The following is a 20,148-nucleotide window of genomic DNA, read 5'->3' as shown; positions in this document are numbered from 1 at the left end:
CCGCGCGCAACCCGTTTCGGAGTGCTGTCGGCGTTCCCAGGTCCGGTGAACTCCGGGTGAGCGGCGGGATTCCGGCTGCGGAGTGCGGGATGACCGTTTGCTATCGCCAAGATCCACGTGCGCATTTCGGCGGCGGGCGTTGCCGCATCGTTAACTCGCAGGCCATCCCCGCTGCCAACGATCCGGAGTGACAGGGCAGCCCGCTGCCCGACCGCTGCCGCGCATCCACTCGGGGAGATCCCGCATGTCCCGCATACGGTCCGCCGCCCACGCCGCCCTCGACCGCCGCACCCTTCTCGTCGCCACCGCCTCCGCAGGTGCCGCAACGGGCCTCGGGCTCGCCTTCGGGCCCGGCAGCGGTTCGGCGACCGCCTCGCAGCCGGCCCAGGTGCGCGCCGCCGCCCGCAGAGTCGTCACCGCCCCCGCGCTCCCCTCGAAGGCCGGGACGACGCTGGAGACCTTCTCCGCCCCGCGCGGCAGCGGCACCTACCGCAGGCTCGGCGACGGACCGGCCTGGGCCCGTACCGTACGCACCGAGCTCGCCGGGGCCAAGGGCGGCCGGGAGGACCGGCGCACCACGCTCGCCTCCTTCGTGCAGCTCACGGACATGCACCTCACCGATGTGCAGCACCCGCTGCGGTACGAGTTCCTGCGCGCCGGGCGTCCGGGCGCCTGGCGGCCCCACGAGGCGCTGACCGTGGTGGGCGCCGCGTCCCTCATCGAGCGGGTCAACGGGTTGCGCGGCGGGCCGGCCACCGGCTCCCCGCTCTCCTTCGTCATGACCACCGGCGACAACACCGACAACAACGCGCGGATCGAGCTGGACTGGTTCCTGGGCGTGATGAACGGCGGCCGGATCACCCCCAACACGGGCGACCCGCGCCGTTACGAGGGCGTGCAGAACAGCGGGCTGAAGGCGTTCTGGCACCCGGAGAGCGCGGTGCGCGACTCCGACAAGCAGGTCGGTTTCCCGCGGATCGACGGCTTCCTTACGGCCGCGCTGCGCACCGTCAACAGCCCCGGGCTGCGGCTGCCGTGGTACTCGACCATCGGCAACCACGACGACCTGTCCGGCGGCGTCTATTCCTTCGGCGGCTCCTACTTCGCGGACCTCGCCACCGGCAGCCGCAAGCTCCAGATCATCCCGGCCGCCGAGGCAGAGGAGCGCTTCAAGGACGAGCGCAAGGGCGGCGACCCCACGGGCAAGGTCATGAAGGAGCTGCTGCGCGCGCACGCGAAGGACATGCGCACCGTCACCCCCGACGAGCGCCGCGCGCCCTTCTCCCAGCGGGACTTCGTCGCGGCCCACCTCGACCCGGCCCACACCGGGCCCGGCCCGGTCGGCCACGGCTACACCAAGGCCAACCTCGACGAGGGCACCTGCTACTACTCGTTCCGGATATCCGACGGCCTCCTCGGCATCAGCCTGGACACCACCGACCCGGGCGGCCACTACACCGGGTCGCTGGGCACCGCCCAGCTGCGCTGGCTGGAGCGGACCCTGAAGGCCCACAAGGACGACCGGATCCTGGTCTTCAGCCACCACTACAGCCGCAGCATGGACAACCCGAACCGCGACCCGGCCCGCCCGCGCGAGGCCCGGCACGGCGGCGACGAGGTCGTGGCGCTCTTCCAGCGCCACCCCCAGGTGCTGGCGTGGATCAACGGCCACAGCCACAAGAACGAGATCACCCCGCGCTCCACCTTCTGGGAGATCACCACCGCCTCGCATGTGGACTTCCCCCAGCTGGCCCGGGTGATCGAGGTCGTGGACAACCACGACGGGACGCTGTCGCTGTTCACCACCCTCGTCGAGTCGGCCGCGCCGCACCGCACGGACTACGCCGATCTGTCCCAGACCGGCCTGGCCGCGCTCTATCGCGAGCTGTCCTACAACGCCCCGGGGCGCAGCCAGGCCCTGGCGGGCGACGCGGACGACCGCAATACCGAGCTGCTGCTGCGCAAGCGGTGACGCCGGGCGGCTCGCGCCCCCCGGGGGCCGCCGCTCACCTGGCCGCTCACCTGGGCCGGATCACGAGGTAGGGCGTGGGCTCGCGGTCGATCGACGCGATCAGCGCGGTGCGGACGACCGCGGCCTGCGTCTCCAGGCTCTCGCGGAGCTTCTTGGGCGTGACGCGCACGACCGTGATGCCCAGCCGCTCCATATGCTCGCCCGCGGGCGTGAAGCGGCCCAGCGGATCGTGCCCGCCGCCCTGGCGGGGGGTGCGCGCGTCGATCTCCAGCGCCACGGCCTGCAGCGGCCAGTACGCGTCCACCCCGGCCAGCAGGGGGCCGCCGGGCAGCCGCAGCTCGACGTTCCACAGCGGCTCGGGCAGGGAGTATCCGCGCACCATGTCGTAGAGCTGGGCCTCGGCCATGGCCCGCCCCTCGGCGAGCAGCGCGTCGACGGCGTCGACGACATGCGGCCGGGACAGCAGCCGGGCCCGGCTCAGCTCCCGTACGACGGACGACGCCTCGCAGTGCCCCTGGTGTACGGCCTCGATGAGCAGCCGGCGGACGGCCGAGGCGTCGGACAGCTGGGCCACCGCGTCGGCCAGCGCGCGGGCGGCGGGGGCGGTCGGCAGACCGGTGATCTCCCGGGGGCAGGGCAGGGCGGCGGCGCGGACGAAGCGCACATAGCCGGCCCCGCGCAGCCGCCGCGCGCGCGGTACGAGCACATCGACGCGGTCCAGGGCGCGCAGGGAGGGGGCGGCGGAGAAGCGGTGCAGGGCCAGCGCCGCCAGTCCGGTGATCATCGCGTCGCCGTACGTACCACCGCCCGTCCCGGGTGCCGGACCGGCGCCTTCCGGGTGGCCAGGGCGCTCCCGGCTCGCGGTGTACAGGAGCGCCGCGTGCAGCCGCTCCTCGCCGGTGGCGGGGCCGGGGTGGAGCAGATGGACGCCCGGCAGGATCCGCTGCCAGGGTCCGCCGGGGCGGCAGCGCTCGGCGGTCTCGGCCGCCGTCACGCCGTGCTCACGGAGTTGACGACTCGTCAAGACGCTGCGGCCGCCGTCCGGGAGGTGGTGCAGCGGGCGGGGCGAGAGCGGGGTGTCGGAGTTCATGACCCCGCCATTCCCGGACCCGCCCGGCCCGCTAACCGCTGTTACACGCTCGTCGACAAATGCGGACAACCTCGTCCTAAAGTACGGACGTTCGATTGCCGAAAACAGCTGATCTGCCGACAAAGACCCGTCAGACGGCCGAGCGGGCGTCGCACTCCTGTCCGCGCAGCGCCCGCGCGAGATCGTCGCGCGCCTCCAGGACCAGTCGGCGCAGCGCCGGCGCCGCGTTCGGATGGCGGGTCAGCCAGGCGTCGGCCGCCTCCAGGGTCGTGGCGTCGCCCTGCGCGGGGAACAGGCCGCGGACGATCGACATGGCGATCTCGATCGACCGCTCCCGCCACACCCGCTCGATCACGGCGAAGTACCGGTCCTGGTACGGCGCGAGCAGGTCCGCCTGCGAGGGCTGCGCGAAGCCCGCGATGGTGGCCTCCACCAGAGCGTTGGACAGCGCGTCGGACTCCACGACCGCCGCCCATGCCTCCGCCTTGACCGCGGCCGACGGCCGGGCGGCCAGGCAGCGCACCTGGTGGCGCTTGCCGGAGGCGGTGTCGTCACGGCCCAGCTCCGCCGCGATCAGCGACTCGTCGGCCGCGCCCTGGGCGGTCAGCGAGGCCAGGAACGTCCAGCGCAACTCCTGGTCGACATCCAGTCCGTCGATCCGGGCCGTGCCGTCCAGCAGCCCGAGCAGCAGCCGCTGGTCCAGGTCGGTGGCGGCGGTCTGGGCGAAGAACCGCGCCCAGGCGAGCTGGTGGCCGCTGCCCGGTGCGGCCAGCCGCAGCTCGCGCAGCGCGCCCTCGGCGACCCGCAGGCCGCCCTCCTCGCGCCAGTCGGGCGCCGCGTAGTGCTGGAGCGCCGACTGGGCCCACGCCTGGACCATCTGGAGTACGCCGATATCGGTCTCCGCCCCACCGAACCGCTCCACCAGGTCCAGGAAGTCGCGGGCGGGCATCAGCGCGTCCCGCGTCAGATTCCACAGGGCGGACCAGCACAGCGCCCGCGCGAGGGGGTCGGTCAGCTCGCCCAGGTGGGCGCGCAGGGTGTCCAGCGAGACTTCGTCGAAGCGGACCTTGCAGTAGGTGAGGTCGTCGTCGTTGACCAGGATCAGCTCGGGCCGCTCGGCCCCGGTCAGCTCGGCCACCACCGTACGGGGGCCGTCCACGTCGACCTCGGCCCGCGCGTAGCGCACCAGCGCGCCGGTCCCGTCCGCCGCCGCGCCGGCCCGCCGGTAGAGGCCGACGGCGACCCGGTGCGGGCGCAGCGTCGGGTGCTCGGCGGAGGCGGCCTCCTGGACGATCGACAGCTCGGTGATATGGCCGGCCGCGTCATAGGTGGCCTGCGGGGTGAGCACATTGACCCCGGCCGTCTCCAGCCAGGCCCGGGACCAGGCGGCCATGTCCCGGCCGGAGGTCTCGGTCAGCACCGACAGCAGATCGGTCAGGCGCGTATTGCCGTACGCATGGCGCTTGAAGTAGCGGCGCGCGCCCTCCAGGAAAGCGTCCCGCCCGGCGTAGGCCACCAGCTGCTTGAGGACGGAGGCGCCCTTGGCGTAGGTGATCCCGTCGAAGTTGAGCTTGGCGTCCTCCAGGTCGCGGATGTCGGCCGTGACCGGGTGGGTGGACGGCAGTTGGTCGGCGCGGTACGCCCAGGCCTTGCGGCGGTTGGCGAAGGTGATCCAGCCGTCGGTGAAGCGGGTCGACTCGACGAGCGAGAAGGCGCCCATGAAGTCCGCGAACGACTCCTTGAGCCACAGGTCGTCCCACCACTCCATGGTGACCAGGTCGCCGAACCACATATGGGCCATCTCGTGGAGGATCACATTGGCCCGGTGCTCGTACGAGGCCTGGGTGACCTTGCCGCGGAAGACGAACTCCTCACGGAAGGTCACACAGCCCGGGTTCTCCATCGCGCCGAGGTTGTACTCGGGCACGAACGCCTGGTCGTACTTCCCGAACGGGTACGGGTAGTCGAAGTGGTCGTGGAAGAAGTCCAGGCCCTGCTTGGTGACGGTGAAGATGTCGTCCGCGTCGAAGTGCTTGGCGAGCGAGGCGCGGCACAGCGCGCCCAGCGGGATCTCCAGGGCGGAGCCGTCCGGCAGGGCGCGGCTGTAGTGGTCCCGTACATAGTGGTACGGGCCGGCCACGACCGCCGTGATGTACGTCGAGATCGGCTCGGTCGGCGCGAAGTGGGTGGTGGCGAACCCGTCACCCGCTCCCCACGGCTCGAGCGCCGCCACCGCGCCGTTGCTGAGCACCGTCCAGTCCTGCGGGGCGGTCACCGAGAAGGTGAAGCGGGCCTTGAGGTCGGGCTGCTCGAAGTTCGCGAAGACGCGGCGGGCGTCGGCCGGCTCGTACTGCGTGTACAGATAGACCTGGCCGTCCTCGGGGTCCACAAAGCGGTGCAGCCCCTCGCCGGTCCTGCTGTAGGCGCACTGCGCCTCCACCACCAGCTCGTTCTCCGCGGCGAGGGAGTCGAGGGCGATCCGCGCGCCGTCGAAGGCGGCCTTCGGGTCGAGCTCCCGCCCGTTCAGCCGCACGGCGGTGACCCGCGGCGCGATCAGATCGGCGAAGGACGCCGCCCCCGGCTCGGCGCAGCGGAAGCGCAGCGTGGTCGTCGAGCGGAAGGTGCGCGGCCCCTCACCCGCGTGCTCCCCGACCGCGGACCGCAGGTCGAGCGCCACGTCGTACGCGTCCACGGTCAGCAGCTGCGCGCGCTCTCGGGCTTCGTCACGGGTCAGGTTCTCGCCGGGCAAGACGCGGCTCCCTCGTCATCGTCTCGAATATCGGACACTCGAACACGCGAAATCATGTCACGCGGCACTGACAACGGGAATCGGGGAATGGCCGCCACGCCCGGCCGTGTTTCCTGGAACACCTGTCGCTTTTCCGTGGCTGTCCGTTCGAGGAGAGATCGTGACCGAAACCGCCAAGACTCCTGCCGACTTCTGGTTCGACCCGCTGTGCCCGTGGGCCTGGATGACCTCCCGCTGGATGCTGGAGGTGGAGAAGGTCCGCCCGGTCGAGGTGCGCTGGCATGTGATGAGTCTGGCCGTGCTCAACGAGCCCCGGGTCGACGAACTGCCCGAGGAGTACCGCGAGCTGATGAAGACCGCCTGGGGTCCGGTCCGGGTCTGCGTCGCCGCCGAGCAGAAGTACGGCAGCGACGTCCTCGGCCCGCTCTACACCGCCCTCGGCACCCGCTTCCACAACCAGGGCCTGGAGAAGAACCGCGAGACGATCGTCGCCGCCCTCGAGGAAGCCGGCCTGCCCGCCGAGCTCGCGGACGCCGCCGACTCCGACGAGTACGACACCGAGCTGCGCGCCTCCCACAAGGAGGGCATCGACCTGGTCGGCCAGGACGTCGGCACCCCGGTCATCGCGGTCCCCGGCCCGGACGGCGAGCAGATCGCCTTCTTCGGCCCGGTCGTGACCCCCGCGCCCAAGGGCGACGCCGCCGCCCAGCTGTGGGACGGCACGCTGATGGTCGCCTCGATCCCCGGCTTCTACGAGATCAAGCGCACCCGCACGGTGGGCCCGATCTTCGACTGAGGCACACCTGAGGCACCTGCGACGGACAGCGCTCATAACGGGCCCGGGGCGTGCCTGACGAACGGTGAAGGCCCCCGCGCGACACGGTCGCACGGGGGCCTTCGGGTCACGCCGGGGCGGTCAGCCCCGCGCCGCCGCCAACCGCTGCCGTACGTATCCGACCACCGCGAGCGCCGCCGTCAGCCCGGCCGAGAAGTACAGCTGGGTGCGGGTGTCGGACTCGCGGGTCATCAGCGCCAGCACGACGACCGTCCCGGCCAGCGCCACCCACGTCAGATACGGGAACAGCCACATCTTCACCACGAGCTTGTCGGGCGTCTCGCGCTCCAGCCGCCTGCGCATCCTCAGCTGCGAGACCGCGATGAAACCCCACACGATCAGCACGGCCGCGCCGACCATGTTGAGCAGCCACTTGAAGATGGTGTCCGGCCACCAGTAGCTCAGCAGCACCGCGAAGAAGCCGAAGGTGGAGGAGGCGACCACGGTCGCCCGGGGCACCCCGCCGCTGACCCCGCCCAGGACGGACGGCCCCTCGCCGCGCGCCGCGAGCGAGTACGCCATGCGGGAGGCGCCGTAGATGTTGGCGTTCATCGCGGAGAGCAGGGCCACCAGCACGATGACGTTCATCAGCTGGCCGGCCGCCGGGATGTCGAGGTGCTCGAGCACGGCCACGTACGGGCCGTCGGCGACGACCGACGGATCGTTCCACGGGATCAGGGTGACCACGACCAGCATCGAGCCCACGTAGAACACCGCGATCCGCCACATCGCGGTGCGCACCGCGCTCGCGACCCCCTGGACCGGATGCTCGGACTCGGCCGCCGCGATGGTGACCGTCTCAAGACCGCCGTACGCGAACACGGTGGCCGGCAGGCCCAGGACGAGGCCGTCGAGGCCGTTGGGCAGGAAGCCATGGGTCCCGGTGAGGTTGGCGGCGCCCGGGGCGTCGGTGCCCGGGAGCACGCCGAGGATGGCCAGCACGCCCAGGACCAGGAAGAGCGAGATCGCGGTGATCTTCAGCGCGGCGAACCAGAACTCGAACTCGCCGAAGTTGCCGACGGCCGCGAGGTTCGTCCCGCAGAAGACCACCATGAACAGGGCGACCCACATCCAGGACTCGGTGCCGGGGAACCACTTCACCATGATCCCCGCCGCGCCGATCGCCTCGGCCGCGATGCCCACGCACAGCAGCACCCAGAACGTCCACCCCACGGTGAATCCGGCCCACGGCCCGATCGACCGCTCGGCGTGTACGGAGAAGGAGCCGGAGGCCGGGTTGGCCGCGGACATCTCACCGAGCATGCGCATCACGAGCATCACGAGCAGGCCGGACAGCGCATACGCGATCACGATCGACGGCCCGGCGGCCGCGATGCCGGTGCCGGAGCTGACGAACAGGCCCGCGCCGATCACACCCCCGAGGGCGATCATCGACAGATGGCGCTGCTTGAGGCCGTGGGACAGCGGCGCGCCGCCGGCCCGGCCGGTGCCGACCGCCTCGGCGTCGCGCTCCTGCGGGGTGGACGCGGGTGTCCGGTTCATGGGTCTGTGGTTTCCATTACATGAGGGGTGCGTACGGGAGGTGCTGCTGGGGGCAAAACGCCCTCAGTGTGAGGGCGGTGTCCGTTCAGGACAACATTCGGCCGCAAGATGTCTGAATATCGGACGCTCGCATGACGCTGCGTACCCGCTCCATCGCCCGGCAGCCGGCTGCCGGAAGTCTCCAAGCGGGCCGGTGCGGCTTTGTCGCCCGCCGACCGTGATCGCGGACCTGCCCCCGGGTACCGTCACCGTGTCCCACACCGCCTCTCACCTCGGAGAACCGTCGATGAGCACCGCTTCTGCCGCCACCGTCCACCCGGGTACGGTCCTCGCGGACGTGATCTTCCCGGCCCGCCGGGCCCGGCCGGCCGCCTCGTCCGCCCCTTCCTCCCGGCAGGTTCTGGCCCGGGACGCGGCCCTGGTCGTCGGCGGCGCCGCGCTCACCGGCCTCGCCGCGCAGCTCTCCGTGCCCGTCCCCGGCTCCCCTGTCCCGGTGACCGGCCAGACCTTCGCCGCGCTGCTGGTCGGCACCTCGCTCGGCGCCCGGCGCGGCTTCCTCTCCCTCGCGCTGTACACCCTCCTCGGCATGGCGGGCCTGCCGTGGTTCGCCGAGGGCAGCTCGGGCGCCGCGATGCCGTCCTTCGGCTATGTGCTGGGCATGCTGCTCGCCTCGGCCGCGGTGGGCGCGCTGGCCCGGCGCGGCGGGGACCGCGGGGTGCTGCGCACGGTGGGCACCATGGCGGTCGGCTCGGCGATCATCTACGCCGTCGGCGTCCCCTACCTCGCGCTGGCCGCGGACATCTCCCTCAGCCAGGCGGTCGCCGCGGGCCTCACGCCGTTCCTGATCGGCGACGCCCTGAAGGCCGCACTGGCCATGGGCGCGCTGCCCACCGCCTGGAAGCTGATCGGCCGCCGCGGCCCCTCTTTCTAGGGCTCGGTTCTCCCCCAGCTACCGCTGGGAGGTGCCCCCGGCCTCGCTTGCGTAGGTACGCACTCAGGCGCCGGACGAGATGGTTCGTCCGGCGCCTGAGCCATGCGGTGGGGAGGGAGGCCCCTAAGGGAGCACCGATTCCTTCGGCTTGCTGTCGGCGCCTTCGCTCCGGGCCCCGGGGAGCCGGTCGCGGATCAGCGAGAAGGCCACGACCACCACGGCCACCGCCGCGGACAGCAGCACCTGCTCGCGTCCGTCCTTGTCGGTGAGCATGTAGACCAGCACGAACGAGATCATCGCAATCGTCGCCCAGGTCAGATACGGGAAGAGCCACATCCGGACGACCAGTTTGTCCGGGTTCTCGCGCAGGATGATCCCGCGCATCCTGAGCTGGGTGAAGCAGATCACCAGCCAGACGAACAGCGCGACCGCGCCCGAGGAGTTCAGCAGGAACTGGAAGACCGTGTCCGGCCACTGGTAGTTGAACCAGACCGCGACGAAGCCGAAGACGACCGACCCGAGGATCGCGGTCTGCGGCACCCCGCGCGAGGTGGTCTTCGCGAAGGCGGCCGGCGCGTCCCCGCGCCGACCGAGCGAGAAGGCCATCCGGGAGGCGGTGTAGAGGCCGGAGTTCAGACAGGACAGCACGGCGGTCAGCACGATCACATTCATGACCTGGCCCGCGTGCGGGATGCCGATCGAGTTGAGCGCGGCGACGTAGCTGCCCTTCGACTTGTCCGCGATCCCCGGGTCGTTCCACGGCAGCAGGGTCACCACGACGAAGATGGAGCCCAGGTAGAAGACGGCGACACGCCAGATCACGCTGTTGGTCGCCTTGGTCACCGCCCGCTGCGGGTCGGCGGACTCACCGGCGGCGAGGGTGACGATCTCGCTGCCCATGAAGGAGAAGACGACCAGCAGCACACCGGTGAGAATCGCCCCCGGGCCGTGCGGCAGGAACCCGCCGTGGTCGGTGAGGTGCGCGAAGCCCGCCCCCTCGTTGTCCGAGCCGGGCAGCACTCCGAACACGGCCAGCCCGCCCACCACGATGAACGCGGCGATCGCGACGACCTTGATCCCGGCGAACCAGAACTCGAACTCGCCGTAGGACGAGACCGAGACCAGGTTGGCCGCGGTCAGCACCACCATCACGATCAGCGCCCAGCCCCACTGCGGCACATCCGGCATCCAGCCCTCGAGGATCTCGGCGCCCGCCGTCGCCTCGACCGCCAGCACCACCACCCAGAAGAACCAATAGAGCCAGCCGATGGAGAATCCGGCCCAGCGGCCGAGTGCCCGGTCGGCGTAGGCGGAGAAGGAACCCGAGGTGGGGTTGGCGGCTGCCATCTCGCCGAGCATCCGCATCACCAGGACGACCATCAGGCCGACCAGCGCGTAGGAGATGAGGATGCCGGGCCCGGCCTTGGCGATACCGGCGCCGGAGCCGACGAACAGCCCGGCGCCGATCACCCCGCCGATCGCGATCATCGACAGATGGCGGTTCTTGAGACCGGCCTTGAGGCCGTCGTTCGGGGCACCTGGGCCGGAGGATCCGGCCGTCGCCTCGGCCGTATTGGTCGCGGGTTGTGCGCTCATGCTCGATCCTTTGCTCTCGGGTGACGAGCGACGCCAGTGAAACTCAGGTACACGATCAACTGAACCTTTGATTCCGGATTGTTACCCGAGGTTTCTATGGGTTTCCTTGGTGCTACTGAGGGCTTCCGCAACTCGTACCCCGGGCGGTGGCGACCACACGGCCGTGTCACACTCGGGGCATGCGCGTGTACCTCGGCTCCGACCATGCCGGTTTCGAACTCAAGAACCACCTAGTTGACTGGCTCCGGGCGGCCGGACATGAGCCCGTCGACTGCGGGCCCCACATCTACGACGCCCAGGACGACTACCCGCCGTTCTGTCTGCGGGCCGCCGAGCGGACCGCGGCCGACCCGGACAGCCTCGGCATCGTGATCGGCGGCTCCGGAAACGGCGAGCAGATCGCCGCCAACAAGGTCAAGGGCGTGCGCGCAGCGCTGGCCTGGAGCGAGCAGACCGCCTCTCTCGGCCGTGAGCACAACAACGCCAATGTGATCAGCGTCGGCGCCCGGATGCACACGCAGGACGAGGCGACCAAGTTTGTCGAGATCTTCCTGAACACCCCGTACTCGGGTGAGGAGCGTCACACCCGGCGCATCGAGATGCTCTCGGCCTACGAGGCCACCGGCGAGCTGCCGCCGATCCCCGCCCACCACCCGCAGCAGGGCTGATGGCCTGATGCCCGAAGGGCACACCATCCACCGGCTGGCCGCCGACCACAGTGAGCTGTTCGGCGGCCGGCCCGTACGCGCCAGCAGCCCGCAGGGCAAGTTCGCCGACGGCGCGGCGCTGATCGACGGACAGGTGCTGGAGCACGCCGAGGCCCACGGCAAGCACCTCTTCCTGGGCTTCCCGGCGACCGGCTGGGTCCATGTCCACCTCGGCCTGTTCGGCAAGGTGGGCCTCGGCCCGGCCCCCGCCCCGCCGCCGACCGACACCGTACGGCTGCGGCTGGCCACCCAGGAGGCGTACGCGGACCTGCGGGGCCCGACCGCCTGCGCGCTGATCACCGACGACGAGAAGCGGGCGGTGCACGACCGGCTCGGCCCGGACCCGCTGCGCCCCTCGGACGGCGGGGACCGCGCCTGGGCCCGGGTCTCCCGCAGCCGCACCAGCGTGGCCGCGCTGCTGCTCGACCAGAAGGTGGTCGCGGGGGTCGGCAACGTCTACCGCGCCGAGGTCCTGTTCCGGCACGGCATCGACCCGTACCGCGCGGGCCGCGACCTGAGCCGCGCCGAATGGGACGCGATCTGGGCGGATCTGGTGGCGCTGATGCGCGAGGGCGTACGGAACAACCGGATCGACACGGTCCGCCCCGAGCACACCCCCGAGGCGATGGGCCGCCCGCCGCGCGTCGACGACCACGGCGGCGAGGTCTACGTCTACCGCCGGGACCGACAGCCCTGCCATATCTGCGGCGGCGAGGTGCGCACCGCGGACCTCGCCAACCGCAATCTGTTCTGGTGCCCGAACTGTCAGCGCCATTAGGCCCCGCAGGCCCGCGGGCGCGGTCAGAAGGTGTGCGGGAGCCAGGGCGCGACATCGCTGCGGAAGGCGGCCGACGCCTCCGCCAGCGCGCCCTGGCGCAGCTCCTGGACGCGGCCGGCGCCCGCCAGCGCGGACAGCGAGGTCCCGCCGAGGTACGCCGCGCCCAACTCCCGTACGTCCAGCCGCAGCCCGGGCTCATCCGACGTCCGCTCGCAGCTCGCGCCCTTGGCGTCCCCGGTCAGCCGCCAGCGCCCCTCGTTCCATGGGCAGAAGGCGTCGGTGACCTCCAGGACCACATCCACCGGCAGGGCGTACGTCCGCGCCTCGAGCGCCGCGCCGACGTCGACCGGGCGCAGATACAGGTCGTCGCGCAGCAGGACCTGGCACCGCCGGATATCGGAGACCATCTGCTGCCAGGGGTCGTCGACCGGTCGGCGACCGATGCGAATCTTGCAGGTCAGGTCGATATCGAAGAGAAAGCGCCACAGTGCGCCGCGGGACGCCGGGTCCAGGGCCTCCAAGTCGCGCACGATCACCACGCCCTTCGGCACGGCCAGGTCCCAGTCCGGGTTGACCGCGAAGCGCACATAACCGGTGACCTCACCGTCCCGCTCGGCCAGTACGCACCGCAGTGGCGAGGCGCCCGCGCGCTCGCTCGGCGGGTCGAGCAGCGGCTTGCGCTCCCAGCCCGGGCGCCGCTCCAGCATCCCCGGCCGGGCGGTCACCAGGCGGGCGTAGACCGCCTCACACGCCTCCAGCGCGGCCTCGGGTGCCACGGCGCGCAGTGCCACCTCGTCGGCCCCCTCCGGGACGGTCAGGCCCACCCGCGCGGTGTCGATCTCGGCGAGCGCGACCCGGGTGGCCTCGCCGAAGCCGAACCGGCCGTAGATCTGCGGCTCCGACGCGGTCAGCACCGCCAGCGGCTCGCCCGCGGCGCGTACGTCGTCCAGCAGACGGCGCATCATGGCGCGCAGCACCCCGCGCCTGCGGTGCGTCGGCTGCACGCCGACCGCCGTGACCCCGGCCGCCGGCACCACGGCGCCGCCCGGTACCGACAGCCGGAAGCTGAACAGCCCCGCCGTCCCGACGATCTCCTCGCCGTCCCACGCCCCGACCGAACGCGGACATTCGATCAAGTCACGGTCCAGAACGCGCTCCTCCGGCGACTCCTGGACCCCGCCGAAGGCGAGCATCAACGTCCTGTACCACTCGTCCCAGTGGGCCGGGTCGAGCACACGCAGCTCCATCGTCATATTCCCATCCCTAGCAGCGGATTCCGGCACAGGCGAACGAATTTCGCTTACGATTGCCCACTCCGGTGGGTGGTTCGACGCGCCACGAATCGACGCGCGTCCGAACGGGTGGGTAGGGTCCCGATGCAATGAATGGCGGCGTAGACACTCCAACGGCCCGGCTGCGCAAGGCGCTGCACCGGGCTCGCACTGGCGTGCGCAAAGCCGGAGTCGACTACTTCCGCGGGGGCGGCTCGGACCGGCTCGCCCTCACGATGCTGCTGCTCTCCGTCCCGGCCATCGCCTTCGGCACCATCGCCCAGCCCGACTGGTGCGCCCCCGCCGCCCTCGTGCTGCCCATCGTCGCGGGCGGCCTGGTGCTGCGTCCGGCCAGCCTCCTCGCGCTCTACGGGGCGGCGGCCACCGCCCTCATCATCGAATCCGCCATCCTCGGCCCCTACACCGAACAGGACACCTCCGACCGGGTCACCCCGGGCACCATCCTGGTCGTCGCGGCCGTCGGCTTCTTCGGCCTGCTCATCGCCCAGTTCCGCAGCCGTGTCGGGGTGCCCTGGCGGCGCGGCGGCACCATGCTGTTCGACCTGCGCGAACGCATCCGCGTACAGAGCAAGCTGCCCGGTCTGCCCAGCGGCTGGCACCGCGAGATGGCGCTGCGCCCGGCCGGCGGGCAGTCCTTCTCGGGCGACTTCGTCGTCGCGGCCCGTACGAACGGCGGCCGCACCCTCGAAGTCGTCCTCACCGACGTCTCCGGCAAGGGCATGGACGCGGCCTCCCGCGCCCTTCTGCTGTCCGGCGCCTTCGGCGGCCTCCTCGGCTCCCTGCCGCCCCATGGCTTCCTCCCGGCCGCCAACGGCTATCTGCTGCGCCAGGACTGGGACGAGGGCTTCGCGACCTCCATCCACCTCGTACTCGACCTCGACAGCGGCGATTTCGAGCTCTTTTCCGCCGGACATCTGCCCGCGCTCCAGCTGAGCGCGGGCACCGGCAAATGGGAGGAGAAGACCGCCGACGGCCCGCTGCTCGGCGTCTACGACGGCGCCCAGTTCGACCCCACGAAGGGCACGCTGCGCCCCGGCGACGTCCTGATGCTCTTCACCGACGGCCTCGTGGAGACCGCCGACCGCGACATCAGCGAAGGCATCGACCGCCTGACCGGCGAGGCCGACCGCTATGTGGCGTCCAACTTCCACGGCGCGGCATGGCATCTGATCGAGACCGTCGCCAAGGACGTCAACGACGACCGGGCGCTGCTGCTGATCTGTCGCCAGTAGCGCGGCGCTTCCACCTCTTCCGGGCCCCCGGGTGCCTTCCGCCCCTGCCAGGGGCTCTCAGGGCCGTCCCAGGGCCGCGACGGGCCCTTTCCCGGGCCTGCCCTGCCGCGCCGGGGCGGGGGATGGGCGGGGGCTAGCCCTACCCCGGAAACGGCGGCAGCCGTCATGGCTCCGGCACCCCGCTGATCCGTACGTTCGAGGCATCGACAACGACCTCGGAAGGGCGGAGACCATGCGGCTGCGGAAGCGGCGCGAAGAACGGCGCGCGGAGCGCCGGGAGGAGGGGCGGGAGGCGATCGGCGGCACGCAGGGCGCCGCCGTCGAACTGCGTGGTGTGCGGCGCCAGTACGGGCGCGGCTCGCGCGCCGTGCACGCCCTGCGCGGTATCGACCTCGCCCTCCCCCGGGGGAGCTTCACCGCCGTGATGGGCCCCTCGGGCTCCGGCAAGTCCACGTTCCTGCAGTGCGCCGCCGGCCTCGACCGGCCGACCGCGGGTTCGGTCCGGCTCGGCGGTACGGAGATCACCGGCATGAGCGAGAACAAGCTCACCGCGCTGCGCCGCAGCCGCCTCGGCTTCGTCTTCCAGTCCTTCAACCTGCTGCCCTCGCTCACCGTCGAGCAGAACGTGGTGCTGCCGATGCGGCTCGCGGGCGCGCGCCCCGACCGCGCCCGGGCCCGGGCCGTGCTCGCCCAGGTGGGGCTGCACGAGCACGCCAGGCGCCTCCCGGGCCGGCTCTCCGGCGGGCAGCAGCAGCGGGTGGCGATCGCCCGCGCGCTCGTCACCAGCCCCGACGTCGTCTTCGCCGACGAGCCGACCGGCGCCCTCGACACCGGCACCGCCGCCGAAGTGCTCGGACTGCTGCGGCAGGCCGTGGACGCGCTCGGCGCGACCGTCGTCATGGTCACGCACGACCCGGTGGCCGCGAGCTACGCCGACCGCGTGCTCTTCCTCGCCGACGGCTCCCTCGCCGACAGCATGACGCGCGCCCCCGCCCAGGAGGTCGCCGCCCGGATGGCCCGGCTCACGGCCCGTACGGCTGTCGGCGCACCTGGTATGCCGATCCGTACGGCGCCGGGCACGCCGATCCGCACGGCGAGCGTGCCGGCCGGTGCGCCCTCGCGCGGGGAGATCGTCCCATGAGGCTGCTGGGCAACGGTCTTGCCCGTGCTGCCGTCCGCTTCAAGCCCGCCGCCTTCGCGGGCACGTTCATCGCCCTGATGCTGGCCGCCGCGATCGTGTCGGCCTGCGGGATCCTGCTGGAGTCCGGGCTGCGGGCCACGGTGCCGCCCGGGCGCTATGCGAGCGCCCCGGTCGTGGTCGCCGCGGAGCAGCGCGTGGGGGACCGGGAGGAGTCGGAACCCGCCCCCGACCGGGTCCGGCTCGACGCCTCGCTCGTCGTCACGGCCGCCCGCACGCAGGGCGTCGCCGCCGCCGCGCCCGACTGGAGCTTCCCGGTCCAGGGCGGCGGCGCCTCCTGGACCGCCCACGGCTGGGGCTCGGCCCCCTTCACCGGGGTCGCGCTCGGCTCCGGCGCGGCCCCGCGGAAGGGCGAGGTCGTACTGGACCCGGCCGCCGCCCGCGCGGCGCGCGTACGCGTGGGCGGCAGCGTCACCCTGACCGCGGCTGACGGGGACCACCGCTTCCGGGTCGCCGGCATCACCCGTACGGGCGGCGCCCAGGACTCCGGTCCCGCCGTCTGGTTCACCGACCCCCAGGCGGGGGCTCTGTCCGGCCACCCCGGCACCGTCGACGCCGTTGTTGTTTGCCCCGGACCCGGCACCGCCCCCGCCGCCCTGGCGGCCGACCTCAAACGCGCCCTCAAGGCGGTGCCCGCCGCCCGTGTGCACACCGGCGACGGGCGCGGCGCCGCCCGGGAGCCCGGTCTCGACGGGGCCAAGGAGCTGCTGGAGGGGATCGGGGGCTCCTTCGGCGGGATCGCCACCATGGTCGCGATCTTCACCACCGCCGGTACCACCGCGCTCTCCATCGGCCAGCGCGGCCGCGAGATCGCGCTGCTGCGCGCGGTCGGCGCCACCCCGCGCCAGATCCGCCGGTCCATCGCCACCGAGGCGCTGCTGGTCGCCCCGCTCGCGGGCGCGCTCGGCACGCTGCCCGGTATGGCGCTCGCGCACTGGTGGTTCGGAGAACTCCGGGACCGGGGCGCGATCCCGGCCGGGGTGGAGCTCTCGGTCTCCTGGATCCCGCTGGTCAGCGCGGTCGGCGCGGGGCTGCTCGCCGCGCTGCTCGCGGGCCTGGCGGCCGCCCGCAGACCGGCCCGGATCAAACCGGGCCAGGCGCTCGGCGAGGCGGCGGCCGAGCCGTTCCGCCCGGGGGTGATCCGCACGCTGTTGGGCATCGCGGCCCTGGCCGGCGGCGGTGTGTTGACGGGCGTGGCGGCCGCGGCGTCGGGGGACGACGCGGCCAACGCCGCGCTGGGCGTGGTGATGCTGTTCATGCTGGCCGTCGGGCTGCTCGGCCCGTTCGTCGCCCGCGGCTGCGCCTGGCTGGTCGGCCTGCCGCTGCGGGCTGGCCGGGCCCCGGCCGCCCTGGCCGCCGCCAACGCCTGGGCCAACGCCCGCCGCCTGGCCTCGGCGATCACCCCGCTCGTGCTCGCCATGGCCTTCGCCTCGACGCTGGTGTTCATGCACACCAGCGAGGCCCATGCGACGGACGGGCAGCGGCGCGCGGGCGTCGTCGCCGACCACGTCCTCTCCGCGCCCGGCGGTCCGCCCGCCGACGCCGTGGCCCGCGCCGGCTCAGTCCGGGGAGTGGCGTCGGCGGTCGGAGTGCTGCGCACCGGCGTCCTGGTGCCCAGGGGCTCGGGCGACGGTGCGTGGCTGGAGAACGCGTCGGCGCAGGGCGTCTCCGGGACCGGGCGCGATCTGGCGGCGGTCCAGGACCTCGACGTCCGTACGGGCAGCCTGGCCGCACTCGGCCGCTCCACGGTGGCCGTGGACGCGAGCCTCGCGTCCGCGGCGCGTGTGAAGGTCGGCGACCGGCTCCGGATGTACCTGCCGGACGGCACGGCCGTCGCGCCGAAGGTCGTCGCGACGTACGGGCGGGGACTGGGCCTGGCGGCGGTCACACTGCCCCGCGCGGCGCTGGCCACCCATGTGACCTCGGCCTTCGACAGCCATGTGCTGATACGGGACGACAAGGGCGCCGAACCGGCGGCCGTCGCGGCCGCGCTCCGCCCCCTCGGTGAGGTCACCGGATCCGGCGGCTATGCGGCGGCCCGGGACAAGGAGGACGAGCTCAATGTCTGGGCCAACACCGTCATGGCCGCGGTCCTCGGCGGCTTCGCGGCCGTCGCCGCCGCCAACACGCTGGTGATGACCGTCCTGGACCGCCGCCGGGAGCTGGGCATGCTGCGGCTGATCGGGTCGACGCGGCGGCAGGTCCTGGGGATGGTGCGCTGGGAGGCGCTGCTGGTGGTGATCGCGGGGGTCGTGCTCGGCACGGCGATCGCGCTGGCGACGCTCGTTCCGATGGTGCGCGGCCTGACCGGGGAGGACCCGTATCTGCCGCCGCTGACGTACGGGGGGTTCGCGGGCGCCGCGGTGGCGCTGGGCCTGCTCGCGACGGGGCTGCCCGCCCGGGCGGTGCTCCGCCGCGGCCGGGCCGGCTGAGGCGGGAGACGGGAGACAGCGAAGGCCGGAGACGGCGAAGGCCGCGCCGGGGCCGTGTACGACGGTCCTGGCGCGGCCTTGTGCCGTGCTCGGATACGAGGGAGGCGGTCAGGCCGCCGTGGTGGTGCGCTTACGGGCCTGTTCGGCCGGGTCCTTCCGGAACGCCCAGACCATCTTCGGCTCCATCACGAACCGGAAGAGGCGCTGTACGGGTGGGGTGCACAGCAGCGTGATCACGGTCGCGGCGATGATGGTGACGACGATCTCGCCCAGCGGCTCATGCGTCCACGGGTTCGCGTCGTACCAGCCCCAGAAACGGGAACCCTTGGCGAGGAAGCCGTGCAGCAGATACCCGTACAGGGTTCCGGCGCCCAGGGCGGTGAACCACATCCGGCGCCGCGGCACCCAGGCGAAGAAGCAGAAAACCAGCACCATCGAGCAGCCGAAGAGCGCGAGGGTCATCACCGGCCCGGTCCACGGCGCCGCGGCCAGCTCCTGAACGCTGTCGCGGCGGTAGAACCATGCCGAATTCATCCGGGGGCCCGCCCAGTAGGCGAACACGAACGCGCAGGCGAACACCGGCAGGGCCAGGATCCGCATCCGGCGCCCGCGCAGCTTCTGGAAGTGCTCCGGCTTCATCTGCAGCCCGACCACGAAGAACGGCAGGAACTGCAGCACTCGCTGCAGATCGAGGTCGTCACCGATGTCGGGGGAGACCGAGGCGAGCGTCGCGATGGCCAGCGAGAGCGGGATGGGCCAGCGGATGATCTTCCAGATCGGGGTGGTCATCCGCCAGACGAACAGCGCGATCAGGAACCAGGTGAGGTACCACGGGTCCAGCAGGCTGAAGTCGTACGTGGGGTCGTCGTCCGCCCAGCGCTTGAAGAAGGTGTACGCGATCTCGAAGACCAGATACGGCACCGCGATACCGGTGATGAGCCGCTTGAGCCGGTCGGGCCGCATGTCGAAGCTGCGCGAGAAGTAGCCGGAGATGAGGATGAACGCCGGCATGTGGAACGTGTAGAGCGTCATGTAGAGCGCTTCGGCGGTCCGGCTGTAGTCCGTCAGCGGCTCCCACGCGTGGCCCATGGCGACCAGGACGATCGCGAGGTACTTGGCGTTGTCGAAGAACGCGTCCCGCTGTTTGGGCTTGGACCCGGTCGGGGCGGTCGGCGGACCCGTCTGATGCCCTGCTGTGTCGCGGTGCGGTGTGGGGGGAGAGGGCTCCGCCTCCCGGGCCGGGGGGAGCGGGGCCCGCTGATAACCGTGCGGGCGCAGGGAGTTGGTCACAGGCCCTCCCACCAGGAACTGGGGGAGAGAACCCGGGACCACACTGCGCGCCGGGGAGTGATGGCAGCGTGGAACATCTGAGGCACGATAGCCCCGAAACCGCTATTGCGTAAAACCTCGTTCAGTTCTTTGTTGCCTATCGCATACATGGCAGACGCATACACCCGTGGAGGTTAAGTCGACAAAGCGATCCAGATGGACTGGATAGAGTCTCAAGATGCCCGATCTGTCAGGTTTCATCCTGCTTAAATGACGACATACGACCCGCAAGCGGCTCTGGCGGAATGTCTGGTTCATTGGCGCTTTGTCGTTACGTGCCGGCTCGCGGAAACGGGCTCGCCGCGCATTTGGAATTTCCCGCCGGACTATGTGATCAAGTCCAATTCTGATCGTCGGGCAGGTCCTCGAATTGTGGGCGGCATCACGAGTGCCGGGCTCGTCCGGCGCCGCATCGACGGACCCCTCAGTGGGTAGATGAGCTGCGGGGCGACGGGCCTGCGGTTCCCGCCACGCGGCTCCAGCGCGGCGGGAGTTGATGGCACG

At 71.9% G+C, this 20,148-nt stretch carries 14 protein-coding genes; 8 read left to right on the top strand and 6 right to left on the bottom strand.

The window, feature by feature from the left end; translation table 11 throughout:
• The first annotated feature begins 244 nt into the window (after positions 1 to 244).
• Positions 245 to 1,972, top strand: coding sequence for a TIGR03767 family metallophosphoesterase (locus ACFV2X_RS03350; RefSeq protein ID WP_385610782.1), 1,728 nt, complete (start codon positions 245 to 247; stop codon positions 1,970 to 1,972).
• Between the two features lie 46 nt (positions 1,973 to 2,018).
• Here ACFV2X_RS03350 and ACFV2X_RS03345 read toward each other — a convergent pair whose 3' ends face one another.
• Positions 2,019 to 3,062, bottom strand: coding sequence for a hypothetical protein (locus ACFV2X_RS03345; RefSeq protein ID WP_385610780.1), 1,044 nt, complete (start codon positions 3,060 to 3,062; stop codon positions 2,019 to 2,021).
• Positions 3,063 to 3,192: 130 nt separating this feature from the next.
• The gene (gene pepN, locus ACFV2X_RS03340) at positions 3,193 to 5,811 is read right to left on the bottom strand and encodes an aminopeptidase N (RefSeq protein ID WP_385610778.1); all 2,619 of its coding nucleotides are present in this window, start codon (positions 5,809 to 5,811) and stop codon (positions 3,193 to 3,195) included.
• Positions 5,812 to 5,971: 160 nt separating this feature from the next.
• Here pepN and ACFV2X_RS03335 point away from each other — a divergent pair, with 160 nt between their 5' ends.
• Positions 5,972 to 6,607, top strand: a complete 636-nt coding sequence (locus ACFV2X_RS03335; protein WP_385610776.1) for a DsbA family protein — start codon at positions 5,972 to 5,974, stop codon at positions 6,605 to 6,607.
• Positions 6,608 to 6,727: 120 nt separating this feature from the next.
• On the opposite strand, the gene ACFV2X_RS03330 is transcribed toward ACFV2X_RS03335, so the two are convergent.
• Positions 6,728 to 8,149, bottom strand: coding sequence for an amino acid permease (locus ACFV2X_RS03330; RefSeq protein WP_385610774.1), 1,422 nt, complete (start codon positions 8,147 to 8,149; stop codon positions 6,728 to 6,730).
• A 286-nt stretch (positions 8,150 to 8,435) separates the two neighbouring features.
• Between ACFV2X_RS03330 and ACFV2X_RS03325 the strand changes: the two genes are divergently transcribed.
• Complete coding sequence (locus ACFV2X_RS03325) at positions 8,436 to 9,080, top strand: biotin transporter BioY (RefSeq protein WP_385610772.1); 645 nt, start codon at positions 8,436 to 8,438, stop codon at positions 9,078 to 9,080.
• Positions 9,081 to 9,203: 123 nt separating this feature from the next.
• Here ACFV2X_RS03325 and ACFV2X_RS03320 read toward each other — a convergent pair whose 3' ends face one another.
• On the bottom strand, positions 9,204 to 10,676 hold the full coding sequence (locus ACFV2X_RS03320; RefSeq protein WP_385610769.1) for an amino acid permease: 1,473 nt from the start codon (positions 10,674 to 10,676) through the stop codon (positions 9,204 to 9,206).
• Positions 10,677 to 10,855: 179 nt separating this feature from the next.
• Between ACFV2X_RS03320 and ACFV2X_RS03315 the strand changes: the two genes are divergently transcribed.
• Positions 10,856 to 11,344, top strand: a complete 489-nt coding sequence (locus ACFV2X_RS03315; RefSeq protein WP_385610767.1) for a ribose-5-phosphate isomerase — start codon at positions 10,856 to 10,858, stop codon at positions 11,342 to 11,344.
• A 7-nt stretch (positions 11,345 to 11,351) separates the two neighbouring features.
• Positions 11,352 to 12,161 carry an Fpg/Nei family DNA glycosylase gene (locus ACFV2X_RS03310; RefSeq protein WP_385610765.1) on the top strand — a complete coding sequence of 270 codons (810 nt, stop codon included), beginning with the start codon at positions 11,352 to 11,354 and terminating at the stop codon, positions 12,159 to 12,161.
• A 23-nt stretch (positions 12,162 to 12,184) separates the two neighbouring features.
• Here the strand turns inward: ACFV2X_RS03310 and ACFV2X_RS03305 are convergent, their stop codons facing one another.
• The gene (locus tag ACFV2X_RS03305) at positions 12,185 to 13,414 is read right to left on the bottom strand and encodes a GNAT family N-acetyltransferase (protein WP_385610763.1); all 1,230 of its coding nucleotides are present in this window, start codon (positions 13,412 to 13,414) and stop codon (positions 12,185 to 12,187) included.
• Between the two features lie 128 nt (positions 13,415 to 13,542).
• Here ACFV2X_RS03305 and ACFV2X_RS03300 point away from each other — a divergent pair, with 128 nt between their 5' ends.
• From ACFV2X_RS03300 to ACFV2X_RS03290, 3 genes are all read left to right on the top strand, one after another.
• A complete protein-coding gene (locus ACFV2X_RS03300) occupies positions 13,543 to 14,685 on the top strand; it encodes a PP2C family protein-serine/threonine phosphatase (protein ID WP_385610761.1) in 1,143 nt (380 codons plus the stop codon).
• Positions 14,686 to 14,917: 232 nt separating this feature from the next.
• The gene (locus tag ACFV2X_RS03295) at positions 14,918 to 15,826 is read left to right on the top strand and encodes an ABC transporter ATP-binding protein (protein ID WP_385610758.1); all 909 of its coding nucleotides are present in this window, start codon (positions 14,918 to 14,920) and stop codon (positions 15,824 to 15,826) included.
• Positions 15,823 to 18,315 (top strand): ABC transporter permease, encoded by a 2,493-nt coding sequence (locus tag ACFV2X_RS03290; protein WP_385610755.1) that lies wholly within the window; start codon positions 15,823 to 15,825, stop codon positions 18,313 to 18,315. The genes ACFV2X_RS03295 and ACFV2X_RS03290 overlap by 4 nt, the downstream gene beginning before the upstream one ends.
• Before the next feature lie 108 nt (positions 18,316 to 18,423).
• Here the strand turns inward: ACFV2X_RS03290 and ACFV2X_RS03285 are convergent, their stop codons facing one another.
• Entirely contained in the window at positions 18,424 to 19,605 is a 1,182-nt protein-coding gene (locus tag ACFV2X_RS03285; RefSeq protein ID WP_385610753.1) for an acyltransferase family protein, read from the bottom strand.
• Between the last annotated feature and the right edge of the window lie 543 nt (positions 19,606 to 20,148).

The sequence above is a fragment of the Streptomyces sp. NPDC059679 genome (genome assembly GCF_042734105.1).
Classification (GTDB): domain Bacteria; phylum Actinomycetota; class Actinomycetes; order Streptomycetales; family Streptomycetaceae; genus Streptomyces.
This window is presented reverse-complemented; position numbering and strand designations above follow the sequence as displayed.

Coding starts and splice junctions, on each gene's coding strand:
- ACFV2X_RS03350 (WP_385610782.1), top strand. CDS start 245: ATGTCCCGCATACGGTCCGCCGCCCACGCCGCCCTCGACCGCCGCACC.
- ACFV2X_RS03345 (WP_385610780.1), bottom strand. CDS start 3,062: ATGAACTCCGACACCCCGCTCTCGCCCCGCCCGCTGCACCACCTCCCG.
- ACFV2X_RS03300 (WP_385610761.1), top strand. CDS start 13,543: ATGAATGGCGGCGTAGACACTCCAACGGCCCGGCTGCGCAAGGCGCTG.
- ACFV2X_RS03305 (WP_385610763.1), bottom strand. CDS start 13,414: ATGACGATGGAGCTGCGTGTGCTCGACCCGGCCCACTGGGACGAGTGG.
- ACFV2X_RS03315 (WP_385610767.1), top strand. CDS start 10,856: ATGCGCGTGTACCTCGGCTCCGACCATGCCGGTTTCGAACTCAAGAAC.
- ACFV2X_RS03320 (WP_385610769.1), bottom strand. CDS start 10,676: ATGAGCGCACAACCCGCGACCAATACGGCCGAGGCGACGGCCGGATCC.
- ACFV2X_RS03295 (WP_385610758.1), top strand. CDS start 14,918: ATGCGGCTGCGGAAGCGGCGCGAAGAACGGCGCGCGGAGCGCCGGGAG.
- ACFV2X_RS03330 (WP_385610774.1), bottom strand. CDS start 8,149: ATGAACCGGACACCCGCGTCCACCCCGCAGGAGCGCGACGCCGAGGCG.
- ACFV2X_RS03310 (WP_385610765.1), top strand. CDS start 11,352: ATGCCCGAAGGGCACACCATCCACCGGCTGGCCGCCGACCACAGTGAG.
- ACFV2X_RS03325 (WP_385610772.1), top strand. CDS start 8,436: ATGAGCACCGCTTCTGCCGCCACCGTCCACCCGGGTACGGTCCTCGCG.
- ACFV2X_RS03290 (WP_385610755.1), top strand. CDS start 15,823: ATGAGGCTGCTGGGCAACGGTCTTGCCCGTGCTGCCGTCCGCTTCAAG.